Genomic DNA, 21,388 nt, shown 5'->3' with positions numbered 1-21,388 from the left:
GCTTAGCGGTCCACGTCAGCCATAACGAAGTCGATACTGCCCAGGTACGCAATGAGGTCGGCGACCATGCTGCCTTTGATCACCGAAGGGATCTGCTGCAGGTGCGGGTAGCTCGGGGTACGGATCCGGGTGCGGTAGCTCATGGTGCCGCCGTCGCTCGTCAGGTAGTAACTGTTGATGCCCTTGGTCGCCTCGATCATCTGGAACGACTCGTTGGCCGGCATGACCGGGCCCCACGAGACTTGCAGGAAGTGCGTGATCAGGGTTTCGATGTGCTGCAGGGTGCGCTCTTTCGGCGGCGGCGTGGTCAGCGGGTGATCCGCCTTGTACGGGCCTTCCGGCATGTTGCGCAGGCACTGGTCGATGATGCGGATACTCTGGCGCATCTCCTCGACACGGACCATGCAGCGATCGTAGGCATCGCCGTTGTGGGCCAGCGGTACTTCGAACTCGAAGTTCTCGTAACCGGAGTAGGGGCGGGCTTTACGCAAGTCGAAGTCGCAACCGGTGGCACGCAGGCCGGCACCGGTGGTACCCCAGGCCAGGGCTTCCTTGGTGTTGTACGCGGCAACGCCGATGGTCCTGCCCTTGAGGATGCTGTTCTGCAGGGCGGCCTTTTCGTACTCGTCGAGGCGCTTGGGCAGCCATTCGACGAAGTCCTTGACCAGCTTGTCCCAGCCGCGCGGCAGGTCGTGGGCAACGCCACCGATGCGGTACCAGGCCGGGTGCAGGCGGAAACCGGTGATCGCTTCGATCACGGTGTACGCGCGCTGGCGGTCGGTGAAGGTGAAGAACACCGGGGTCATGGCGCCGACGTCCTGGATGTAGGTACCCAGGAACAGCAGGTGGCTGGTGATACGGAAGAACTCGGCCAGCATCACGCGGATGGTGTCGACCTTCTGTGGCACCTTGATGCCGGCCAGCTTCTCGACCGCGAGCACGTACGGCAGGTTGTTCATTACCCCGCCGAGGTAGTCGATACGGTCGGTGTAGGGGATGAAGCTGTGCCAGGACTGGCGTTCGGCCATTTTTTCGGCGCCACGGTGGTGGTAGCCGATGTCCGGTACGCAGTCGACGATCTCTTCACCGTCCAGCTGCAGGACGATACGGAAGGCACCGTGCGCGGAAGGGTGGTTGGGGCCGAGGTTGAGGAACATGTAGTCCTCGTTGGCGCCCTGGCGCTTCATGCCCCAGGCTTCAGGGTTGAAGCGTGCCGATTCCTCTTCAAGCTGCTGCTTGGCCAGGGTCAGGCTGTAGGGATCGAACTCGGTGGCACGGGCCGGGTAGTCCTTGCGCAGCGGGTGGCCTTCCCAGGTGGGCGGCATCATGATGCGGCTGAGGTGCGGATGGCCGGCAAAGTCGATGCCGAACATGTCCCAGACTTCGCGCTCGTACCAGTTGGCGTTCGGCCAGATACCGGTCACGGTCGGCAGGTTCAGGTCGCCTTCGCTGAGCGACACCTTGATCATCACATCGCTGTTACGCTCGATCGACAGCAGGTGGTAGAACACGCTGAAGTCGGCGGCTGGCAGGCCGCGGCGCTGGGTGCGCAGGCGCTCGTCGACGCCGTGCAGGTCGTACAGCATGCTGTACGGTTTGGCCACGCCGCGCAGGAAGCTGAGCACTTCCTTGAGCTGCTCGCGCTTGACCCACAGCACGGGCATGCCGGTGCGGGTTTCCTGGGCGACGAATGCTTCGGCGCCAAAACGATTGTGCAGTTCGACGACCACATCCTGGTCGTCAGCCTTGTAGGGCGGAATGAAAATAGCGTTGTCCGCTGTCATGGTCTCGGTCGCTTTGGGTCAACGTTAAGAATGAAGCCAGGCCGCCGGCTCCAGGGGAGCGGGCGGCAGGTCGCTGGATCAGACTTCGTCGGGGCTGCGCAGGTTGGTTACTGCAATGCGCTGCTCACGACGCAGGTCTTTCTGGGCTGGCATCTCGGCACGGTAAATACCTTGATCACCAACAACCCAGGAAAGCGGGCGTCGTTCTTGGCCGATCGACTCCTGCAGCAGCATCAAGCCTTGCAGGAAAGCCTCAGGGCGTGGCGGGCAGCCGGGCACATAGACGTCCACGGGGAGGAACTTGTCGACCCCCTGAACGACCGAGTAGATGTCGTACATGCCGCCGGAGTTGGCGCACGAACCCATGGAAATTACCCATTTCGGCTCGAGCATCTGCTCGTACAGGCGCTGGATGATCGGCGCCATTTTGACGAAGCAGGTACCGGCGATGACCATGAAGTCGGCCTGACGCGGCGATGCCCGGATGACTTCGGCGCCGAAGCGGGCGATGTCGTGGGGTGCCGTGAAGGCCGTGGTCATTTCCACGTAGCAGCAGGACAGGCCGAAGTTGTACGGCCAGAGGGAGTTCTTGCGACCCCAGTTGACCGCGCCACGCAGCACATCTTCAAGCTTGCCCATGAAGATGTTCTTGTGGACCTGGTCCTCCAGCAGTTGATCGGTGACGGTTTCCCGTTCACCGACCGGGTACTGCTCGTTGGGCGCATCCGGATCGATTCTGGTGAGATTGTATTGCATGCCAAAGCCTCATTGTTTCAGCTTCGCTTGCCGCTTGCGGCGACCTTCGGGAGCCCAATCAAGTGCCCCGACGCGCCATAGGTAGACAAGACCAGCCAACAGAATTGCTATGAAAACGAGTGCTTCGACGAATCCGGTCCAGCCGCTTTCGCGGACGGACACAGACCATGCAAAGAGAAAGAGGGCTTCGATATCGAAGATCACGAACAGCATCGCGACCAGATAGAATTTGGCGGACAGGCGCAGGCGGGCGCTGCCGACGGGCAGCATGCCGGATTCGAAGGGTTCGTTCTTGGCGCGGCCCCAGGCCTTGCTGCCGAGCAGGCTGGAAAGGCCGAGCATGAAGGCGCACAGGCCGACGACACCCAGGAGGAAGATGGCAAAGCCCCAGTTGTGGGCGATGAGTCCTGCCGAATCGGACATGCTAGAGATCCTTATACAGAGACCCAGCTCTGCAGTCTGAAATAAGTGTAGAGCGGCGACCTGGTGTCGCACATGCAGTGACCAAATGTCGCAGCTGAATCAATCGCGCTGATTTTATGGGTAAACCCCGTGCAAGTAAAATTTCTGTAGCAAATTTATTCGTAGGATTAAGTACAAAAGCCGCTTGTAACTGGCTGAAAGCCTTGAGATTCGGGCATTGCGTGCGGTTTTGTTAATTATGTTTCCTGCGAATGGTAACGAATTGCAAGTTTAGAAATGATAATTAATATCATTTGGTCTGATGTCTGATATTTCCGTTGTTCTGTGTCTTGTAAAGTTCATCTGGCGATTCCCCCTACTTGCAAATGCGAAAAACGCCTGTTCTAGCAGCTTCTGACGCCGCTTGCCCCGCCCTGGGTCAATACTTTACCGATTGAGCTATGACTGGCTGATGAAGCGATCGCCCACTGGCCGAGCCAGTAGGTAAGGATGATCAGGTACGGTGCGGCGGCGAACGGGCTGACAAAGCGGTCGATACCGATCAGGCTGTCGGAGAGCACGAACAGGCAGGCGCCGAGCGCGGCGAGCCCGCCACAGGCCAGGGCGCGCCAGAGCATGGCGCTGATGGCCAAGGCATAGAGCACGACCGGGATCAGCAGTGGGCCGAGGCCGTGGCTGGCCAGTACGCCGAGCAGAGTGATGCCGGTGATGCCACTCAGCAGCAGTGCGGGCAGGGCTGGGCGCAGGGTCTGGCTGCAATAGGCGCTCAGGTAGGCCAGGTGGGCGCAAAGGAAGGCAGCCAGGCCGAACACGAACAGGTCGGCGGGGATGGCCAACAGGATGTCGCCGAGTCCCGAGAGTGCCAGGCCGAGGGTGATCCACTGGCGATAAGGTGTGGCAGAGGTGCTGCGCAGCCAGGCGATCAGGGTCAGTACCGGGATCGGTTTGGCCAGGAGGGCAAGCAGGGTACTGTCGCTGGCCAGTGCATATATATAGAGTGCGGCGGCGGTCAGGGCGAGAATCATCAGGTGGTTTGGACGAAGCATGGGCAGTCCTTGCGGCTGTGCTGCCTCAAGCATAGACCTGATCGTGGGGGTTGTTGGTGATGGTTTTGTATTGTGTGAGGGCTGCCATGGGTATGGCGAAAGGAATGCAGCGCCTGTGGGATCGAGCGCCGCCCGCGCGGCGCTTCGCAGCACAAGGCTGCTCCTACATTTGTTTCGGGCCAATTTATCCTGAAGCAAAGGCGCGCGGCCCCTTGGCGTCCACCTCGATATTGTGTCGGACAAACAAGGCGTTCGCGTGCTCTGGCACAGGCGTTACTGGCCAGAAACAGATGTAGGAGCAGCCTTGTGCTGCGAAGCGCCGCGCGGGCGGCGCTCGATCTACGCAGCACCGCAAAAACCAAGGCAGGCACCTCGCCGCTGTTCGGCGCTAACCTGTTGTTCGTGAAAGTGGTGGTGCAGGAAAAAACAAAGGCCCGGGGCTTTAACAAGCCTCGGGCCTTTCTTCAACAGCAACCCACTATCAGTGGAACTGCTCTTCCTCGGTCGAACCGGTCAGTGCAGTCACCGACGATGCGCCACCCTGAATCACGGTGGTCATGTCGTCGAAGTAGCCAGTGCCCACTTCTTGCTGGTGCGCCACGAAGGTGTAGCCTTTGTTGGCGTCAGCGAATTCCTGCTCCTGCAGCTTCACGTAGGCGGTCATGTCGTTGCGGGCGTAGTCGTGCGCCAGGTTGAACATGCCGTGCCACATGTTGTGGATGCCGGCCAGGGTGATGAACTGGTGCTTGTAGCCCATTGCCGACAGCTCCCGCTGGAACTTGGCGATGGTCGCGTCGTCCAGGTTCTTCTTCCAGTTGAAGGAAGGCGAGCAGTTGTACGACAGGATCTGGTCCGGATACTCCTTCTTGATCGCTTCGGCGAAGCGGCGGGCTTCGTCCAGGTCCGGCTTGGCGGTTTCGCACCAGATCAGGTCGGCGTACGGCGCGTAGGCCAGGCCGCGGGCGATGGCCTGGTCGAGGCCGGCGCGTACCTTGTAGAAGCCTTCACGGGTGCGCTCGCCAATCACGAACGGCTGGTCGTACGGGTCGCAGTCGCTGGTCAGCAGGTCGGCGGCGTTGGCGTCGGTGCGGGCCAGGATGATGGTCGGCACGCCCGATACGTCAGCTGCCAGGCGCGCGGCCACCAGCTTTTGCACGGCTTCCTGGGTCGGTACCAGTACCTTGCCACCCATGTGGCCGCATTTTTTCACCGAGGCCAGCTGGTCTTCGAAGTGCACACCGGCGGCGCCTGCTTCGATCATGTTCTTCATCAGTTCGTAGGCGTTCAGCACGCCACCGAAACCGGCTTCGGCGTCGGCCACGATCGGTGCGAAGTAGTCGATGTAGCCATCGTCGCCCGGGTTCTTGCCGGCTTTCCACTGAATCTGGTCGGCGCGGCGGAAGGCGTTGTTGATGCGCTTGACCACGGTCGGTACCGAGTCGACCGGGTACAGCGACTGGTCAGGGTACATGGACTCGGCCGAGTTGTTGTCGGCGGCAACCTGCCAGCCGGACAGGTAGATGGCCTGGATGCCGGCCTTGACCTGCTGCACTGCCTGGCCGCCGGTCAGGGCGCCCATGCAGTTGACGAAATCTTTTTCTGGGCGGAAGGACGGGTGGGCACCTTCGGTGACCAGCTTCCACAGTTTTTCTGCACCCAGGCGGGCCAGGGTGTGCTCCGGCTGCAGGGAGCCACGCAGGCGAACGACATCAGCGGCGGTGTAGGTACGGGTCACGCCTTTCCAGCGCGGGTTCTCGGCCCAGTCTTTCTCGAGGGCTGCAATTTGCTGTTCGCGTGTCAGTGCCATGGAAATAAACCTCGTCGCATCGATCTTGGGGTAATTGTGCTGATGCTCGGAGCAGATCAGGAGCTGGCGGCTGTCCTGTTCGCAGGAGTGCGGCGGCGAACGCGAAGGCTCGAAGGGGAAGGGTGTGCAGGCCAGGCGAAAGGGTGCTCCGGCAGGTCGGCTCGTGGTTGCCTTGCTGCGGTGCTACGCGATTGCCAGTACTGCGGTGATGCGCTTCCGTCCCTCGGGACAACTTCTTCGTTGCAGTCGCAATCCCGTCGAACCGCCTTGTGGGCCGTATAGACACGAGACGCCTCCAGGGGTGGGAGGAGCGCGCCTCGAAGGCCCTTGCCAGGGCCCCTGATTAGCGGGAGCGAGGCCATCATGCCCTTGGGAAAAAGACCCTGTCAAATGTTTTGTAGTGCTTTTTTTCACTTACTACATCTTTGGTCTAATACGACTTGGCAGTCAGTTTCAAGGCCTTTGGTCGAGACCTTGAATTGCCTGGGATCAGTCGAGAAGGTCGACTTTGACGCGTAAAGTCATGTTTTCACCCCGTTGGGTGCTGTAACTGTGGCTTGAGGCGCTACGGTCGGCTTGGCTCTGCTGGTTGTAGCCGGCCAGGGTGATCCATTCTCCGAGCTTGCCGGTGATTGTCGTGTCGGTGCTTTGCACTTTCACTACATCAGCACGTTCCTGGCTGATACGGTCATTATTGGTGCTTATTTGCAGACGAACCGTATCGCCACTCAAGCTGGGGGTGACGTAGAAACCCTGGGTCACGTTGCGGTATTCGGTATTGCTCTGAATGCGCCCGTAGCCGTCGGTGCTGGTGCTGGTGATCGGGATGCTCTGGCCAATCTGGATCAGCGCCGGCTGGCCTTCGCTGGCCTGAATCTGCTGCATGCCGCCGTCACGGTTGCTGGTGCCATAGTGGATGACGCGCGCGTTGCCACGGTTGTCCTGGAAGTTGCTGTCGTTGTTGTCGACGCTGATCAGCAGGCGCTTGGGTGCGGTATCCAGTTGTTGCAGCAGGGTGCGCAGGTCGTCGATGCGTTCGGGGCTGGCGTTGACGATCAGCTTGTTCTCGAAGGCGCTGACCGTGCCGTCCTTGCCGATGAATGCCTGGGCGGCGGGCAGCAGTTCGGCGCTGCTGCGGTGTTGTAGCGGCAATACCTCGGTGGCGGCCTGGGCGGTGAGGCTGGCGGCCAGCAGCAAGGCGGCGAATAGGGGGCGTAGCGGCATGTCCATGATCTCCGCAGGTGGAATGTTCATGATGGCAAATTTGCCCAGCTTCTGCTGGTTTCACGTTACAGAACCCCTTGAGCGGTGGCCGCTGTCAGACAAATTCCGTAACATCGCGCCCCTTGTTTTTGTACCGTCCGCCCGGATTGCCTCACAGGATGCCCATGAAACCCGCCCGACTTCGCGCCGACGTGCTCGCCGGCCTGACCACCTCGTTCGCCTTGGTGCCCGAGTGCATCGCCTTTGCCCTGGTGGCTCACCTGAACCCGCTGATGGGCCTGTATGGCGCCTTCATCATCTGCACCCTGACGGCGCTTTTCGGTGGTCGACCGGGGATGATTTCCGGTGCCGCCGGCTCGATGGCGGTAGTGATCGTTGCGCTGGTGGTGCAGCACGGTGCGCGGTACCTGCTGGCCACGGTTTTGCTGGGCGGCGTAGTGATGATCCTGTTCGGCTTGCTGCGCCTGGGCAAGCTGGTGCGGTTGGTGCCGTACCCGGTGATGCTCGGCTTCGTCAACGGCCTGGCGATCGTTATCGCCTTGGCCCAACTGGAACACTTCAAGGAGGGCGGGCACTGGCTCAGCGGTACGCCGCTGTACCTGATGATTGGACTGGTGGCGCTGACCATGGCGGTGGTCTACGTGCTGCCGAAGTTGACCCGTACGGTGCCGCCAGCGCTGGTGGCGATCCTTGGCGTTGGTTTGCTGGTGTACCTGCTTGGCCTGCCCACACGCACCCTGGGCGATATGGCGCGCATCGCCGGTGGCCTGCCGCAGCTGGCCCTGCCGGACGTGCCGTGGAACCTCGAGACCCTCAAGATCATCGCCCCCTATGCGGTGCTGATGGCCATGGTCGGCCTGCTTGAGACCCTGCTTACGCTCAACCTGACCGATGAAATCACCGAGAGCCGTGGCTACCCGGACCGCGAGTGCGTGGCGCTGGGCGCGGCCAACATGGTTTCCGGCCTGTGCGGTGGCATGGGTGGTTGCGCGATGATCGGCCAGACCATGATCAACCTCAGCTCCAATGGCCGTGGTCGGCTATCGGGGGTGGTGGCCGGGATTATGGTCTTGCTGTTCGTGTTGTTCCTGTCGCCGTTGATCGAGCGTATTCCGCTGGCGGCGCTGGTCGGGGTGATGTTCGTGGTGGCGCAGCAGACCTTTGCCTGGGCGTCTTTGCGGGTGCTGCACAAGGTGCCGCTGAGCGATGTACTGACGATCATCGCGGTGACCGTGGTCACCGTGTTCACCGACCTGGCCGTGGCGGTGCTGTTCGGCATCGTCATCGCGGCGGTGAACTTTGCCTGGCAGCATGCGCGGGAGCTGTATGCCGACAGCCATGAGGATGCAGAGGAGGGCAAGCATTACCAGGTGCATGGCACGCTGTTCTTTGCCTCGACTACGGTGTTCCTGAACCAGTTCGACCCGGCTAACGACCCGGACAAGGTGACCCTGGATTGCCAGCATTTGAGCTTTGTCGATTATTCGGCGATTGCGGCGTTGAAGACCTTGCGGGAGCGGTATGCGAGGGCGGGCAAGCAACTGCGGGTGGTGCATTTGTCCGAGCGCTGCAAGAAGCTGCTGAAGCGGGCTGGGGAGCAGCACTGAGAAGGGTTTTTGCCTGTGCTGGCCTCTTCGCGGCTAAAGCCGCTCCCACAGGGAACGCATATCCCCTGTAGGAGCGGCTTTAGCCGCGAAGAGGCCAGCACAGGCGAACGAATCACTCCCCGCGGTTCTTCTTGACGATGGCATCGGCAATGCTCGCCGGTGCCTCGGCATAACGGGTGAACTCCATCGAGAAGCTGGCCCGGCCCTGGGTCATGGAGCGCATCGAGGTGGCGTAGCCGAACATCTCGCCCAGCGGCACCTCGGCACGGATCACCTTGCCGGCCGGCGTTTCGTCACCGTCCTGGATCATCCCGCGGCGCCGGCTCAGGTCGCCGAGGATGTCACCCTGGTACTCCTCCGGGGTCACCACTTCCACCTTCATCACCGGCTCCAGCAACACCGCCCCACCTTTCTGCGACAGCTGCTTGGTGGCCATCGAGGCGGCGATCTTGTAGGCCATTTCGTTCGAATCGACATCGTGGTACGAGCCGTCGTACACCGCCGCCTTCAGGTTGATCAGCGGGTAGCCGGCCAGCACGCCGTTCTTCATCTGCTCCTCGATGCCTTTCTGTATAGCCGGGATGTATTCGCGTGGTACCACGCCGCCAACGATCTCGTTGATGAACTCCAGGCCTTCCTTGCCCTCGTCGCCGGGGGCGAAGCGGATCCAGCAGTGGCCGTACTGGCCCCGGCCGCCGGACTGGCGGACGAAGCGGCCCTCGATCTCGCAGGTGTTGCGGATTTTCTCTCGGTAGGCCACCTGTGGCTTGCCGATGTTGGCTTCGACGTTGAACTCGCGGCGCATGCGGTCGACGATGATGTCCAGGTGCAACTCGCCCATGCCCGAGATAATGGTCTGGCCGGTCTCCTCGTCGGTGCGCACGCGGAATGACGGGTCCTCCTGGGCCAGCTTGCCCAGGGCGATGCCCATTTTTTCCTGATCGGCCTTGGTCTTTGGCTCCACCGCCACGGAAATTACCGGGTCGGGGAAGTCCATGCGCTCGAGGATGATCGGCTTGTCCATGTCGCACAGGGTGTCGCCGGTGGTCACGTCCTTCATGCCGATCAGCGCGGCGATGTCGCCGGCACACACATCCTTGATTTCAGCCCGCTGGTTGGCATGCATCTGCACCATGCGGCCGATGCGTTCCTTCTTGCCCTTGACCGAGTTGAGCACCGCGTTGCCGGAGCTGAGCACGCCGGAGTAGACCCGGGCGAAGGTCAGGGTGCCGACGAACGGGTCGGTGGCGATCTTGAATGCCAGGGCCGAGAACGGCTCGCTGTCGTCGGCGTGGCGCTCCAGGTGCTTTTCTTCGTCATCCGGGTCGGTGCCCTTGATGGCCGGAATCTCCGACGGGGCGGGCAGGTAGTCGATGACCGCATCGAGCATCAGTGGCACGCCCTTGTTCTTGAATGACGAGCCGAGGATGGTCGGTACGATTTCGTTGGCGATGGTGCGTTGGCGCAGTGCTGCCTTGATTTCGTCGACGCTCAGTTCCTGACCTTCGAGAAACTTCATGGTGAGCTCGTCATTGGCCTCGGCCGCTGCCTCGACCATGTGCGCGCGCCACTCGTCGGCCAGCGCCTGCAGCTCGGCAGGGATGTCTTCTTCGCGGTAGCTGGTGCCCTGGTCGGCATCGTTCCAGTAGATGGCCTTCATCTTCACCAGGTCGATCTGGCCGATGAAGTTCTCTTCACTGCCGATGGCCAGCTGGATCGGCACCGGGTGGTGGCCCAGGCGCTGGTCGATCTGCTTGACCACGCGCAGGAAGTCGGCGCCCTGGCGGTCCATCTTGTTGATGTAGGCCAGGCGCGGCACGTGGTACTTGTTGGCCTGGCGCCATACGGTCTCGGACTGCGGTTCGACCCCGTCCGCGCCGCTGAACACCACTACCGCGCCATCGAGCACGCGCAGCGAGCGCTCCACCTCGATGGTGAAGTCGACGTGGCCTGGGGTGTCGATGATGTTGAAGCGGTACTTGTGGGCGAACTGCTTGGTCGAGCCCTGCCAGAAGGCAGTGGTCGCCGCCGAGGTGATGGTGATGCCGCGCTCCTGCTCCTGGGCCATCCAGTCCATGGTCGCGGCACCATCGTGCACTTCGCCCATCTTGTGGTTGACCCCGGTGTAGAACAGGATCCGCTCGGTGGTCGTGGTCTTGCCGGCGTCCACGTGGGCGACGATACCGATATTGCGATACAGCTCGATGGGCGTTGTACGGGCCATGGCGGACTACCTGCGGATGAGCGGATTCTCCCACGGTAGCAGAACGGGAGAATCCTGCTTTACCGCCGGGCCGTCAGTCGGCCTGGGCTTGCAGCAGCCACTGGCCATCCACTTCGCGGGCCAGGCCGCTGGCTGGCAGCAGGGCCAGCAGGCGCGTGTGCAGGGCGGCTTCGGTGAAGGTCTTGAGAGTGGCCAGGTCCAGTGCGCCGATCAGGTTGAGATCGGCCTTGGTGTACGAAAGCCAGGCCTTTTTCAGGGCCTGGGCGACGTCGCTGCCGGAGGTGCTGGCAAAGCGGCGGTGCCATTGGCGGCCGTCGAGGGTGAAGGTGTGGGCGTGACTGTAGGTGCCTTGGTCGCCCCCTTCGGTGCAGCGATGGCAACGGCACGGGCCTTCGCCGAAGGCGTTGCGCAGGTAGCTGTTGAAGTCCACCACGGGCTTGAGGGACAGGCGTTTGTCGACTTCGAACAGGTCGGCGATCAGGGGTTCTTCGGCGCTCACTCGGGATCCTCGTGTGGTGTGGCGTGCATCGGCGGGCACCCTAACAGATCGGGGCATTCAGATCACCTTTTGCAGGCCCGGCCTCTTCGCGGGTAAACCCGCTCCCACAGGTACTGCGCAGGCCTTGGGCAATGTGCGGTCACTGTAGGAGCGGGTTTACCCGCGAAGAGGCCAGTAGAGACAATAGAGATCACCTGCCGTACTCTACGCGCCCATACGCCTACACACCCACAGAGGTAACCCGCTTGAGCACCAAGTACCCGTACATCGCCACCATCACCGTCAGCGCCGAAGACCGTGGCGGCGACGCCGAGGCCTCGGAAAACCCCAATATGCGCGTTGGCCTGGAAGCGGTGACCGAAACGCTGAAGAAGGTGCATTTCGTCGGTACGCTCGCAGCCCCCGAAAAGAACGCCACGCACATCTGCGTGACCCTGGAGAACGGCCTGACCTACTACGGCCCGATCGTCAACGGCCACGCCGAACTCGAAGGCGGCTGGATTGCCTTCGAGTCCGACATGCTCACCCCGCAGGAACTGGGTCTTTAAGCCCCGTTCTTCTCAGGAGCCCAGCTCCGCCAGGCACTGCTCGAGGATATCCAGGCCTTCCTCGAGCACTTCAGCTTCGATGGTCAGCGGTGCCAGCAGGCGGATGATGTGCCGCGCCTTGCCGCTGGGCATCAGCAACAGGCCCTTGGCCCGCGCCGCTTCCATCACCTTGGCCAGTTGCGCCGGTGCCGGGCTGCCGTCGGCATTGACGAACTCGATCCCCCGCATCGCGCCGACGCCGGTGAGGCGGCCGATGAACGGGCTCAGTCCCGAGGCCTTCCAATGCTCGAAGCGGCGCACGATTGCCTGTTCCTGGCGTTCACCCCAGGTAGCGATGTTCTCGTCGGTCATCTGCGCCAGGCTGGCCAGGGCCGCTGCGCAGGCGATCGGGTTGCCTGAGTAGGTGCCACCCAGGCCGCCCTTGGGCAGCGCTGCCATCACCTCCTTGCGCCCAACCACCGCACCCAGCGGCATGCCGCCAGCAATGCTCTTGGCCAGCAGCAGCAGGTCGGGCTCGATACCCAGGCGCGGGAAGGCGAAGCGCTGGCCGGTGCGGCCGAAACCTGACTGGATCTCGTCGATGATGATCAGGATGCCGCGCTCGTCGCAGAAGCGCCGCAGGGCCTGGGCGAAGGCTGGGTCAAGGGCGAGGAAGCCGCCTTCGCCCTGCACCGGCTCGAAGATGAACGCCGCCACGTCCTCCACTGCCAGCTCGACGCTGAACAGGCGGTCCATGGCCTTGAGGGCCTGTTCGCAGGTAACCCCGGTGTCGGCGCTGGGGTAGGGCAGGTGGTACACCGGCCCCGGCAGTTCACCGACCCGCTGCTTGTACGGGGCGACCTTGCCGTTGAGGTTCAGGGTGGCCAGGGTGCGACCGTGGAAGCCGCCGTCGAAGGCGATGATGGCGCGTTTGCCGGTGGCACCGCGGGCCACTTTCAGGGCGTTTTCTGCAGCTTCCGCGCCGCTGTTGGTGAGCATGCCGGCCAATGGGTAGCTGACCGGTACGAACTGGCTCAGTTGCTCCATCAGCGCCAGGTATGGGCCGTGGGGGGCTGCGTTGAAGGCGTAGTGGGTAAGGCGAGCGGCCTGGGCCTGGATCGCCTCGACCACGGCCGGGTTGCAGTGGCCCAGGTTGAGTACACCGATACCACCGACGAAGTCGATGTAACGTTTGCCGTCGGTGTCCCAGACTTCGGCATTACGGCCATGGGAAAGTGTGATCGGGTGAACGATGGCAATGGATTGGCTGATACTTTCCTGGTTCATGGGCACGCGGACCTTTGTTCGAATTTCTTATTATCCAAGCGTGTTGGCAGGTTATTCCGCAAACGAATTATTCGATTGCGGTCATTCCCTGGATTCTTGATGTTGGCTGATTTTGTATTGCTAGCACTGGCCTCTTCGGGGGTGAACCCGCTCCCACAGGTACGGCGCCACGCTTGAAAGGTGTGCGATCCCTGTGGGAGCGGGTTTACCCGCGAAGAGGCCCGCCCAGGTGATATCAGTCCCCCTCGGCCACCCGCTCCCGAATCCACTGCACGAAGGCCCTGACCTTGGGCACTTCGGCCGCATGCTCGGCATGGGCGATGAAGTGCCGGCCATTGCTCGCCACCGGGTGGTCCCAGGCCACCACCAGCTTGCCCTCGCTCAACTCTTCGGCCACCAGGTAGCGCGGGATCAGGGCGATGCCGCAGCCGGCAATGGCTGCGCGAATGCACAGGTAGAACGTGTCGAAGCGGGGCCCGTGGTAGCTGTTCTGGCTATGCAGCCCCAGCCCCAGGAACCATTCATGCCAGGCCTCCGGGCGCGACACGCACTGCAACAGGCGGTGTTCGGTCAGCGCCTGGGCGCTGTCGAACCGGTGGTTGGCCAGCAGCTGCGGACTGCACACCGGCACGACTTCCTCGCTGAACAGTTCGATGCAGGTTGCCCCGGGCCAGGTGCCCTGGCCGAAGAAAAACGCAATGTCGGCCTTGGCCTGCACCAGGTCGAACGGCTCCAGCTCATTGCGGATATCCAGGTGAATGCGCGGGTAGCGGTCGCCAAAACCCTTCAGCCGGGGTACCAGCCAGCGCGCGCCGAAGGTGGGCTGGGTGGCGATGCGCAGCACTTCGGTCTCGTCGCCGTAGCTGAGGATGTAGCGGCTGGAAATGTCGATCTGGGTGAGGATCTTGTTCACTTCGGTGAGGTACAGCGCGCCAGCCGGGGTCAGGTGCAGGCGCCGGCGAATGCGCTGGAACAGCGAGTGCGACAGCATGTCCTCGAGCTGCGCCACCTGCTTGCTGACGGCGCTCTGGGTCAGGTGCAGTTCCTGGGCCGCGCGGGTGAAGCTGAGGTGGCGGGCGGCCGCTTCGAAGCACTGAAGGGCGGTGGTCGAAGGCATCAGGCGTTTGGACATGACGGGCAAATACCGAGCAAAAAAGGAAGGAGTTCATTCCATAACGGAATCATGTGTTTCGAAAAGGTCGTTTGTTGACCTCGGCCTATAGATTAATACTGACCTGGATCAACGATTACAACCGGTCGTGCGAAGAGGAGGTCAGTACCCGCTTCCGGCATCTGCAAAACAACAAAAACGAACATCAGAAATTTATAAGAATTCTGCTCCAGTCTTCAGCCGCCCCGCTGCGGCCGACCCATTCGAGGGTTCTTCATGGCTTCGCCAAACAACAACAAACAGCGCTCCCTGCAGCACGGCCTGACGTCCCGTCAGGTATCCATGATCTCCATCGCCGGCATCATCGGCGCCGGCCTGTTCATCGGTTCTTCCAACGCCATCGCCACCGCCGGCCCGGCCATCCTCATCTCCTACGCCATGACTGGCCTGCTGGTCTTGCTGGTGATGCGCATGCTGGGTGAAATGGCCATCGCCAACCCCAACAGCGGCTCGTTTTCCACCTATGCCTCCGAAGCCATCGGCCCTTGGGCGGGCTTTACCATCGGCTGGCTGTACTGGTGGTTCTGGGTACTGATCATTCCGGTCGAGGCCATTGCCGGCGCCGACATCCTGCATGCCTACTTCCCTGGCGTGCCGTCGTGGCTGTTCGCCTTCCTGATCATGCTGGTGCTGTCGGGTACCAACCTGATCAGCGTGAAGAACTTCGGTGCCTTCGAGTACTGGTTCGCGCTGGTCAAGGTGGTGGCGATCATCGCCTTCATCGTGGTCAGCAGCCTGGCGGTGTTCGGCGTCTGGCCGCTGGCCGAGGTGTCCGGGGTCAGCCGGTTGTGGGACAACGGCGGCTTCATGCCCAACGGTTTCGGCACCGTGCTCGGTGGCGTGCTGATCACCATCTTCTCGTTCTTCGGCGCCGAAATTGTCACCATTGCCGCTGACGAAACCGCCAACCCGAAAGACAAGATCCGCCGCGCTACCAACCTTGTTGTGTACCGCATCGCCATCTTCTACCTGGCGTCGATCTTCCTTGTGGTGTCGCTTGTGGCGTGGAACGACCCGGGCCTCAAAGCGGTAGGTTCGTTCCAGCGCGTGCTGGAAGTGCTGAACGTGCCGGGCGCCAAGCTGCTGGTAGATATCGTGGTGCTGGTTGCCGTGACCAGTTGCATGAACTCGGGCCTGTACACTGCGTCGCGCATGCTCTATTCGCTGGGCGCCCGTGGCCAGGCGCTGAGCGTTACCAAGCGTATCTCCGGCTCGGGCGTACCGACCGTGGCGGTCATCTTCTCGACCCTGGCCGGCTTTGCCGGGTGCTTCGTCAACTATGTGTTCCCGGGCAAGGTATTCGGCTTCCTGCTGTCCACCACCGGCGCCATCGCCTTGCTGGTGTACCTGGTGATTGCCGTTTCGCAGCTGCGCATGCGGGCCCGTGCCGAGCGCGAAGGGCGGACGCTGGAGCTGAAGATGTGGCTGTTCCCATGGCTGACCTGGCTGGTGATCGGCACCATCGTCATGGTGCTGGGCTACATGCTGTTCAGCGATGCCTACCGCTACGAGACGCTGATGACCGCCGGGGTGACCGCGTTCATCCTGCTGGTTTCGCTGACCCAGCGGCGCGCCAGGGTGGTTGCCCAGACGGCCTGATGTTTCTGTTTTAATGTGGGGGCGTTGCGCGCCCCCCCATATCAATAAGCACAGGAAGCGTATGAACGACCACTCCCTTTCCCTCCAGGCCCTCGCCGCACCCGACGGCACTTGCTACGGCTGCGGTTGTTCCCACCCCAGCGGCCTGCACCTGCAAAGCCATTGGGACGCCGACGGCATCCACCTGGTGTGCCGGCACGCGCCCGACAGCACCTTCATCGGCTGGCCCGGCCTGGTCTATGGCGGGCTGCTGGCGATGCTGGTCGACTGCCACTCCAACTGGACGGCAATGGCTTACCACTACCGCAACGAAGGTCGCGAAGCGGGCAGCCTGCCGCGCATCGACTGTGTCACTGGCAGCCTTGGCCTGAACTATCTCAAGCCCACGCCCATGGGTGTCGAATTGTTGCTCAAGGCGCGTGTGGAAGGTGAGGTAGGGCGCAAGACCCGGGTGATTTGCGAAGTCTGGGCCGACGATGTGCTGACAGTGACTGCCGACTCGGTGTTCGTTCGCGTCGATACCGAAAAGCTCAAGCTCAAGGCCCACGGCCAGGCCTGAGCCGCCGGTGCTGATGAGTGGTCGGTGATGGTCAGCGGCCGGGGATGTCTCTAGAGTGAGAGGTTCATTCCCCAGGCAAGGTTGATCATGACCGATCTCAGTGCTTTCCCCATTACCCGCAAGTGGCCCGCCAGACACCCCGAGCGCCTGCAGCTGTATTCGTTGCCGACGCCCAACGGCGTCAAGGTGTCGATCATGCTCGAAGAGATCGGCCTGGCCTATGAGCCGCACAAGGTCAGCTTCGACAACGATGACCAGCTGAGCCCCGAGTTCATCTCGCTCAGCGCCAACAACAAGATCCCCGCCATCCTCGACCCCAATGGCCCTGGCGGCCGGCCGCTGCCGCTGTTCGAGTCGGGGGCGATCCTGCAGTACCTGGCAGAGAAGAGCGGCCAGTTGCTCAGCCAGGACCCGGCCCAGCGTTACCAGACCTTGCAGTGGCTGATGTTCCAGATGGGTGGCATCGGGCCGATGTTTGGCCAGGTCGGGTTCTTCCATTTCTTTGCTGGCAAGGAATACGAGGACAAGCGCCCGCGGGACCGTTATGTCAACGAGTCCAAGCGCCTGCTCGGTGTTCTGGACCGGCATCTGAAAGGCCGGGAATGGATGGTCGACGAGTACAGCATTGCCGATATCGCGATCTTCCCGTGGGTGCGTAACCTGGTTGAGCGTTACAACGCCCGAGATTTGGTAGGCTTCGATCAGTTCAAGGAAGTGCAGCGGGTGCTGGCGGCGTTCCTCGAGCGGCCGGCCGTGCAACGCGGGCTGAAAATTCCAGGTTGAGGTTGGCTGTAAGGGCCCTATCGCCGGCAAGCCGGCTCCCACAGGTAATGCACAGGGCTTGAGGTCTGTGGTGTTCCTGTGGGAGCTGGCTTGCCGGCGATAGGGCCAGTGAAGGCGAAACTGTTTTCAGGCTCAGAAAATGTGGTGCAGCAGCCAGTACAGGCTGCCGGCCAACAGCATTGCTGCTGGCAAGGTCAGCACCCAGGCCATCAGCAGGTTGACCAGCGTGCGCTTCTGAATCCCCGACCCGTTGGCCACCATGGTCCCGGCCACCCCGGAACTCAGCACATGGGTAGTCGACACCGGCAACCCGAACATGTCCGCCGCACCAATGGTACACATTGCCACCACTTCGGCCGAAGCCCCCTGGGCATAGCTGAGGTGGGTCTTGCCGATCTTCTCGCCTACCGTCACCACGATGCGCCGCCAGCCGACCATGGTGCCCAGCCCCAGTGCGATGGCCACGGCCACTTTCACCCACAGCGGGATGTAGCGGGTGGCATCATCCAGCTGGGTCTTGAACAGCAGCACCTGGCTGCGTGTACCTGCATCGAATGCCACCAGCTGGTTCTTCTCGATCAGGCGGATGGCTTCGCTGGTCAGGTACATGTCGTTGCGCACGTTGGCCATGGCTTCGGCCGGTACTCGTTTGAGCGAGCCATAACCTTTGACCTCTTCGCCGATCATGCCGGTCAGCGCCGCCAGCGCCGGTATCAGTTGCGGGTTGGCCCTGGGCTCGGCAATGAACGTGGTCAGCACCTGGCGTGGGTCGGCTGGTGCTTCTTGCGGGGCGCCGCGCACCAGTGCCTGGCGGGTTACCTCGGCGACCGCGGAAAACTGCAGGGCCTGTTCATTGGGCATGGTCTTGTTCAATGCGTAAGCCATCGGCAGGGTGCCAACCAGGATCAGCATGATCAGGCCCATGCCTTTCTGGCCGTCGTTGGAGCCATGAGCAAAGGACACCCCGGTGCAGGTCAGGATCAGTACACCGCGAATCCACCATGGTGGTGGTGTCTGGCCTTCCGGCGCCTGGTACAGCGCCTTGCGCTTGACCAGCGCGCGCAGGGCCAGCAGCAACAGGGCGGCACAGGCAAAGCCGAGCAGTGGCGAGAACAGCAGGGCATAACCGACCTTGCTGGCCTGGGCCCAGTCCACACCACTGGTGCCGTCGCGCCCATGCATCAGGGCATTGGCCACGCCCACGCCGATGATCGAACCGATCAGGGTGTGCGAGGATGAGGCCGGCAGGCCCAGCCACCAGGTGCCGAGGTTCCAGATGATCGCTGCCAGCAGCAGGGCGAAGACCATGGCGAAACCGGCCGAAGAGCCGACCTGCAGAATCAGCTCCACCGGCAGCAGGGCGATGATGCCGAACGCCACCGCGCCACTGGAAAGCAGCACGCCGAGGAAGTTGCACAGCCCGGACCAGACTACGGCGACGGGGGCAGGCAACGAGTGGGTGTAGATGACGGTGGCCACTGCGTTGGCGGTGTCATGGAAGCCATTGACGAACTCGAAGCCCAGTGCAATCAGCAATGCCAGGCCCAGCAGCAGGAATGGCGTGACCGTGGTGATTACCGTGCCGCTGGCCGTCACATCCTGCTTCAGGCTCCAGGCGGTGTAGGCGATACCGGCCAGCAGCAGGCCGAAGAACAACACCAGGGTGGCTCGCCCGGGCTTGTGGGCAAGTTGCGGGCGGGCATCGCGTTGGGCCAGTTGCGGCAGGCTGGCCAGTGAGGGGGTTGCCATGGTGGCTCCGGTCGGGGTGGGGCAAGGGTGCCGAAGGCCTTGAGCATAGAAACAATTCGTAACCCGGCCGTGACCTCGATCAATGATTTATCTAGGCTCAAGACGGACGGTAGTGGCAGGAGAAACCCATGATTCGCTGCAAGCGTGTCTACGATGCGGTTGAGCAAGACGACGGCCAGCGCGTGCTGGTCGATCGCCTGTGGCCGCGTAACAAGCGCAAGGAAGACCTGCACGGGCAGTGGTTGCGCGAAGTTGCACCCTCGGATGAGTTGCGCAAGGCGTTTCACCAGGGTGAAGTGGATTTCGCCGGCTTCACCGAGCGTTACCAGCAAGAGCTGGCGGCCCACCCCGAGCACTGGTATCCGCTGCTGGACCTGGCCGGAAAGGGCACGCTGACATTGCTTTATGCGGGCAAGGATACCGAGCACAACAATGCCCGGGTGCTGGCTGAATGGCTGGAGGACGAACTGGATCGCCGTGGGCCCGGCAGTTCGCCCGTGTGCTACGCCCAATGAGCGATAATGATTTATCGGGACTGTGCTGACCCCTGTAGGAGCGGCCTTGTGTCGCGACAGGGCCGCAGAGCGGCCCCGGCAATAATGGCTCCATGCCGAAATCCCGGGGCTGCTGTGCAGCCCTGTCGCGACACAAGGCCGCTCCTACAAACGACAGTGCAAGAGCTGCCAGACCAGAGAACCCATGCCTCTAAAACTGACCCCCGCCAACGACTCCCACCGCACCTTCGCCCGCGACCTCACGCGCCGCGCGATGCTGCCGTACTACCGCGAATACGACCTGCTGTGGCTAGAGGAAGCCTTCGACGAAGCCTGGGGCTGGCGCGAGCAGTGGCTGGTGACCGATGGCGACGCGGTACTCGGCTTCTGCAGCCTCAGCCAGGACCGCCAGGCGTTGTTCATTCGCGAGTTGCACCTGCTACCCGAACACCGTGGGCGCGGGGTCGGCAGCTGGGTGCTGGAGCAGTTGGCACTGTGGGCCCGCCAGCGGCACCTGCCGCTGCTGCGGCTGATGGTGTTTCGCAGCAACCCGGCGCGTGTGCTCTACCAGCGCCACGGCTTCGTCGAAATGGGTGAGGACGAATGCTTTGTGCGCATGCAGCGCGCGATCGACTAATAGCTCAATGATGGCTTGTCGCGACTGGTGAGCATCGGCATAGTGACCTCAGGCGTTCACGGCCGCCTGCAGGCGGGTAGGCCGTACATGAGTGTGATCAGGGATAAGGAGCCCCCCATGAATGGAATCGGTCCGCGGCTGCGGGAAGAGCGTGAGCGTCTGGGGATGACCCAGCGCGTGTTTGGCGATATCGGTGGGGTCGAACCCAATGCCCAGGGCAAATACGAGAGTGGTGAACGCTCCCCGCGGGTCGATTACCTGGCGGCATTGGCAACCCGGGGCGTGGATGCACTCTATGTGCTCAGCGGTATCCGCACCCCGGCACCGCTCGAGGGGCTGAGCGCCGATGAGTCCGGTTTGCTGGGGGCTTTCCGGCAGTTGTCGTGCGACGATCAGGCAGCACTCTGGCACTTGTTGCGGCGTTTGACCAACAACGACAAATCCCGGCAGGCAGTGAGGCCGCTTACGGTTGAACGTCAGGCGTTTCTTACGGAAGGAATGCGTTAGGTCCGCCGTGAAAAATTTTGTTAAGGTGGCGGGATCCAATCGCCCTGCTGACGAGGTGTGTGCTTGATTAGGGTCTTAGTGGTCGACGATCACGATCTGGTACGAACCGGTATTACACGCATGCTGGCCGACATCGATGGCCTGCAGGTGGTGGGTGAGGGCGATTCGGGCGAGTCGGCGCTCAGGCTGGCCCGTGAACTGAAGCCGGATGTGGTGCTGATGGACGTGAAAATGCCCGGCATCGGCGGCCTGGAGGCCACCCGCAAGCTGCTGCGCAGCCACCCGGACATCAAGGTGGTTGCCGTGACCGTGTGCGAGGAAGACCCGTTCCCCACGCGCCTGCTGCAGGCCGGCGCTGCTGGCTACCTGACCAAAGGCGCCGGCCTTGACGAAATGGTCCAGGCCATCCGCCTGGCCTTCGCCGGCCAGCGCTACATCAGCCCGCAGATTGCCCAGCAGATGGCGCTGAAGCCATTCCAGCCACAGGGCTCGCCGTTCGATGCCTTGTCGGAACGGGAAATCCAGATTGCCCTGATGATCGTCGGCTGCCAGAAAGTGCAGATCATCTCCGACAAGTTGTGCCTCTCGCCCAAGACCGTCAATACTTACCGTTATCGGATCTTTGAAAAACTCTCGGTCACCAGCGACGTCGAACTGACCTTGCTGGCCGTTCGCCACGGCATGGTCGACGCAAGCCTGTAAAAC

Annotated in this window: 20 protein-coding genes; 9 read left to right on the top strand and 11 right to left on the bottom strand. The window is 62.2% G+C overall.

What is annotated here, in order from left to right; all coding sequences use genetic code 11:
* Nucleotides 1-2: 2 nt before the first annotated feature.
* From nuoC to E5221_RS18670, 6 genes are all read right to left on the bottom strand, one after another.
* Nucleotides 3-1,784 (bottom strand): NADH-quinone oxidoreductase subunit C/D, encoded by a 1,782-nt coding sequence (gene nuoC, locus E5221_RS18695; protein ID WP_013973384.1) that lies wholly within the window; start codon nt 1,782-1,784, stop codon nt 3-5.
* A gap of 78 nt (nt 1,785-1,862) precedes the next feature.
* The gene (locus E5221_RS18690) at nt 1,863-2,540 is read right to left on the bottom strand and encodes an NADH-quinone oxidoreductase subunit B (RefSeq protein WP_003251429.1); all 678 of its coding nucleotides are present in this window, start codon (nt 2,538-2,540) and stop codon (nt 1,863-1,865) included.
* 9 nt (nt 2,541-2,549) lie between these two features.
* Nucleotides 2,550-2,963 carry an NADH-quinone oxidoreductase subunit A gene (locus E5221_RS18685; protein ID WP_003251427.1) on the bottom strand — a complete coding sequence of 138 codons (414 nt, stop codon included), beginning with the start codon at nt 2,961-2,963 and terminating at the stop codon, nt 2,550-2,552.
* A gap of 383 nt (nt 2,964-3,346) precedes the next feature.
* A complete protein-coding gene (locus E5221_RS18680) occupies nt 3,347-4,009 on the bottom strand; it encodes a lysoplasmalogenase (RefSeq protein WP_247846227.1) in 663 nt (220 codons plus the stop codon).
* Between the two features lie 481 nt (nt 4,010-4,490).
* The gene (aceA, locus tag E5221_RS18675) at nt 4,491-5,816 is read right to left on the bottom strand and encodes an isocitrate lyase (protein ID WP_013973380.1); all 1,326 of its coding nucleotides are present in this window, start codon (nt 5,814-5,816) and stop codon (nt 4,491-4,493) included.
* Between the two features lie 489 nt (nt 5,817-6,305).
* Nucleotides 6,306-7,040, bottom strand: a complete 735-nt coding sequence (locus tag E5221_RS18670) for a secretin N-terminal domain-containing protein (RefSeq protein ID WP_024087406.1) — start codon at nt 7,038-7,040, stop codon at nt 6,306-6,308.
* Between the two features lie 164 nt (nt 7,041-7,204).
* Here E5221_RS18670 and E5221_RS18665 point away from each other — a divergent pair, with 164 nt between their 5' ends.
* Nucleotides 7,205-8,647: a SulP family inorganic anion transporter gene (locus E5221_RS18665; protein ID WP_247846226.1), complete on the top strand. Its 1,443-nt coding sequence runs from the start codon at nt 7,205-7,207 to the stop codon at nt 8,645-8,647.
* 112 nt (nt 8,648-8,759) lie between these two features.
* Here E5221_RS18665 and fusA read toward each other — a convergent pair whose 3' ends face one another.
* Together fusA and E5221_RS18655 are read right to left on the bottom strand one after the other, a co-directional pair.
* On the bottom strand, nt 8,760-10,871 hold the full coding sequence (gene fusA / locus E5221_RS18660) for an elongation factor G (RefSeq protein WP_100413758.1): 2,112 nt from the start codon (nt 10,869-10,871) through the stop codon (nt 8,760-8,762).
* Nucleotides 10,872-10,944: 73 nt separating this feature from the next.
* Nucleotides 10,945-11,370 (bottom strand): hypothetical protein, encoded by a 426-nt coding sequence (locus E5221_RS18655; protein ID WP_182328454.1) that lies wholly within the window; start codon nt 11,368-11,370, stop codon nt 10,945-10,947.
* A 245-nt stretch (nt 11,371-11,615) separates the two neighbouring features.
* On the opposite strand from E5221_RS18655, the gene E5221_RS18650 reads away from it, so the two are divergent.
* Nucleotides 11,616-11,918, top strand: a complete 303-nt coding sequence (locus E5221_RS18650; RefSeq protein ID WP_013973376.1) for a hypothetical protein — start codon at nt 11,616-11,618, stop codon at nt 11,916-11,918.
* 12 nt (nt 11,919-11,930) lie between these two features.
* On the opposite strand, the gene E5221_RS18645 is transcribed toward E5221_RS18650, so the two are convergent.
* Together E5221_RS18645 and gcvA are read right to left on the bottom strand one after the other, a co-directional pair.
* Nucleotides 11,931-13,184, bottom strand: coding sequence for an aspartate aminotransferase family protein (locus E5221_RS18645; protein WP_247846225.1), 1,254 nt, complete (start codon nt 13,182-13,184; stop codon nt 11,931-11,933).
* A 235-nt stretch (nt 13,185-13,419) separates the two neighbouring features.
* Entirely contained in the window at nt 13,420-14,316 is an 897-nt protein-coding gene (gene gcvA / locus E5221_RS18640) for a transcriptional regulator GcvA (RefSeq protein ID WP_015271044.1), read from the bottom strand.
* A 255-nt stretch (nt 14,317-14,571) separates the two neighbouring features.
* Here gcvA and E5221_RS18635 point away from each other — a divergent pair, with 255 nt between their 5' ends.
* The 3 genes from E5221_RS18635 to E5221_RS18625 all read left to right on the top strand — a co-directional run bounded on the left by E5221_RS18635 (nt 14,572) and on the right by E5221_RS18625 (nt 17,296).
* Entirely contained in the window at nt 14,572-15,954 is a 1,383-nt protein-coding gene (locus E5221_RS18635) for an amino acid permease (RefSeq protein ID WP_085720497.1), read from the top strand.
* Between the two features lie 61 nt (nt 15,955-16,015).
* Complete coding sequence (locus tag E5221_RS18630; RefSeq protein ID WP_061551111.1) at nt 16,016-16,513, top strand: PaaI family thioesterase; 498 nt, start codon at nt 16,016-16,018, stop codon at nt 16,511-16,513.
* A gap of 87 nt (nt 16,514-16,600) precedes the next feature.
* Nucleotides 16,601-17,296 carry a glutathione S-transferase N-terminal domain-containing protein gene (locus E5221_RS18625; RefSeq protein WP_015271041.1) on the top strand — a complete coding sequence of 232 codons (696 nt, stop codon included), beginning with the start codon at nt 16,601-16,603 and terminating at the stop codon, nt 17,294-17,296.
* Between the two features lie 132 nt (nt 17,297-17,428).
* Here the strand turns inward: E5221_RS18625 and E5221_RS18620 are convergent, their stop codons facing one another.
* Nucleotides 17,429-19,045, bottom strand: coding sequence for an inorganic phosphate transporter (locus E5221_RS18620; RefSeq protein WP_247846224.1), 1,617 nt, complete (start codon nt 19,043-19,045; stop codon nt 17,429-17,431).
* A gap of 128 nt (nt 19,046-19,173) precedes the next feature.
* Between E5221_RS18620 and E5221_RS18615 the strand changes: the two genes are divergently transcribed.
* The 4 genes from E5221_RS18615 (at nt 19,174) to uvrY (ending at nt 21,385) form a co-directional block, all read left to right on the top strand.
* On the top strand, nt 19,174-19,560 hold the full coding sequence (locus tag E5221_RS18615) for a DUF488 family protein (RefSeq protein WP_061551113.1): 387 nt from the start codon (nt 19,174-19,176) through the stop codon (nt 19,558-19,560).
* Nucleotides 19,561-19,744: 184 nt separating this feature from the next.
* Entirely contained in the window at nt 19,745-20,176 is a 432-nt protein-coding gene (locus E5221_RS18610) for a GNAT family N-acetyltransferase (protein WP_247846223.1), read from the top strand.
* 117 nt (nt 20,177-20,293) lie between these two features.
* The gene (locus E5221_RS18605) at nt 20,294-20,683 is read left to right on the top strand and encodes a helix-turn-helix domain-containing protein (protein WP_247846222.1); all 390 of its coding nucleotides are present in this window, start codon (nt 20,294-20,296) and stop codon (nt 20,681-20,683) included.
* A 63-nt stretch (nt 20,684-20,746) separates the two neighbouring features.
* A complete protein-coding gene (uvrY, locus tag E5221_RS18600; protein WP_015271036.1) occupies nt 20,747-21,385 on the top strand; it encodes a UvrY/SirA/GacA family response regulator transcription factor in 639 nt (212 codons plus the stop codon).
* The last annotated feature ends 3 nt before the right edge of the window (nt 21,386-21,388 follow it).

The sequence above is a fragment of the Pseudomonas sp. A2 genome (assembly GCF_023100865.1).
In the GTDB taxonomy this organism is placed as follows: Bacteria; Pseudomonadota; Gammaproteobacteria; order Pseudomonadales; family Pseudomonadaceae; genus Aquipseudomonas; species Aquipseudomonas asiatica.
This window is presented reverse-complemented; position numbering and strand designations above follow the sequence as displayed.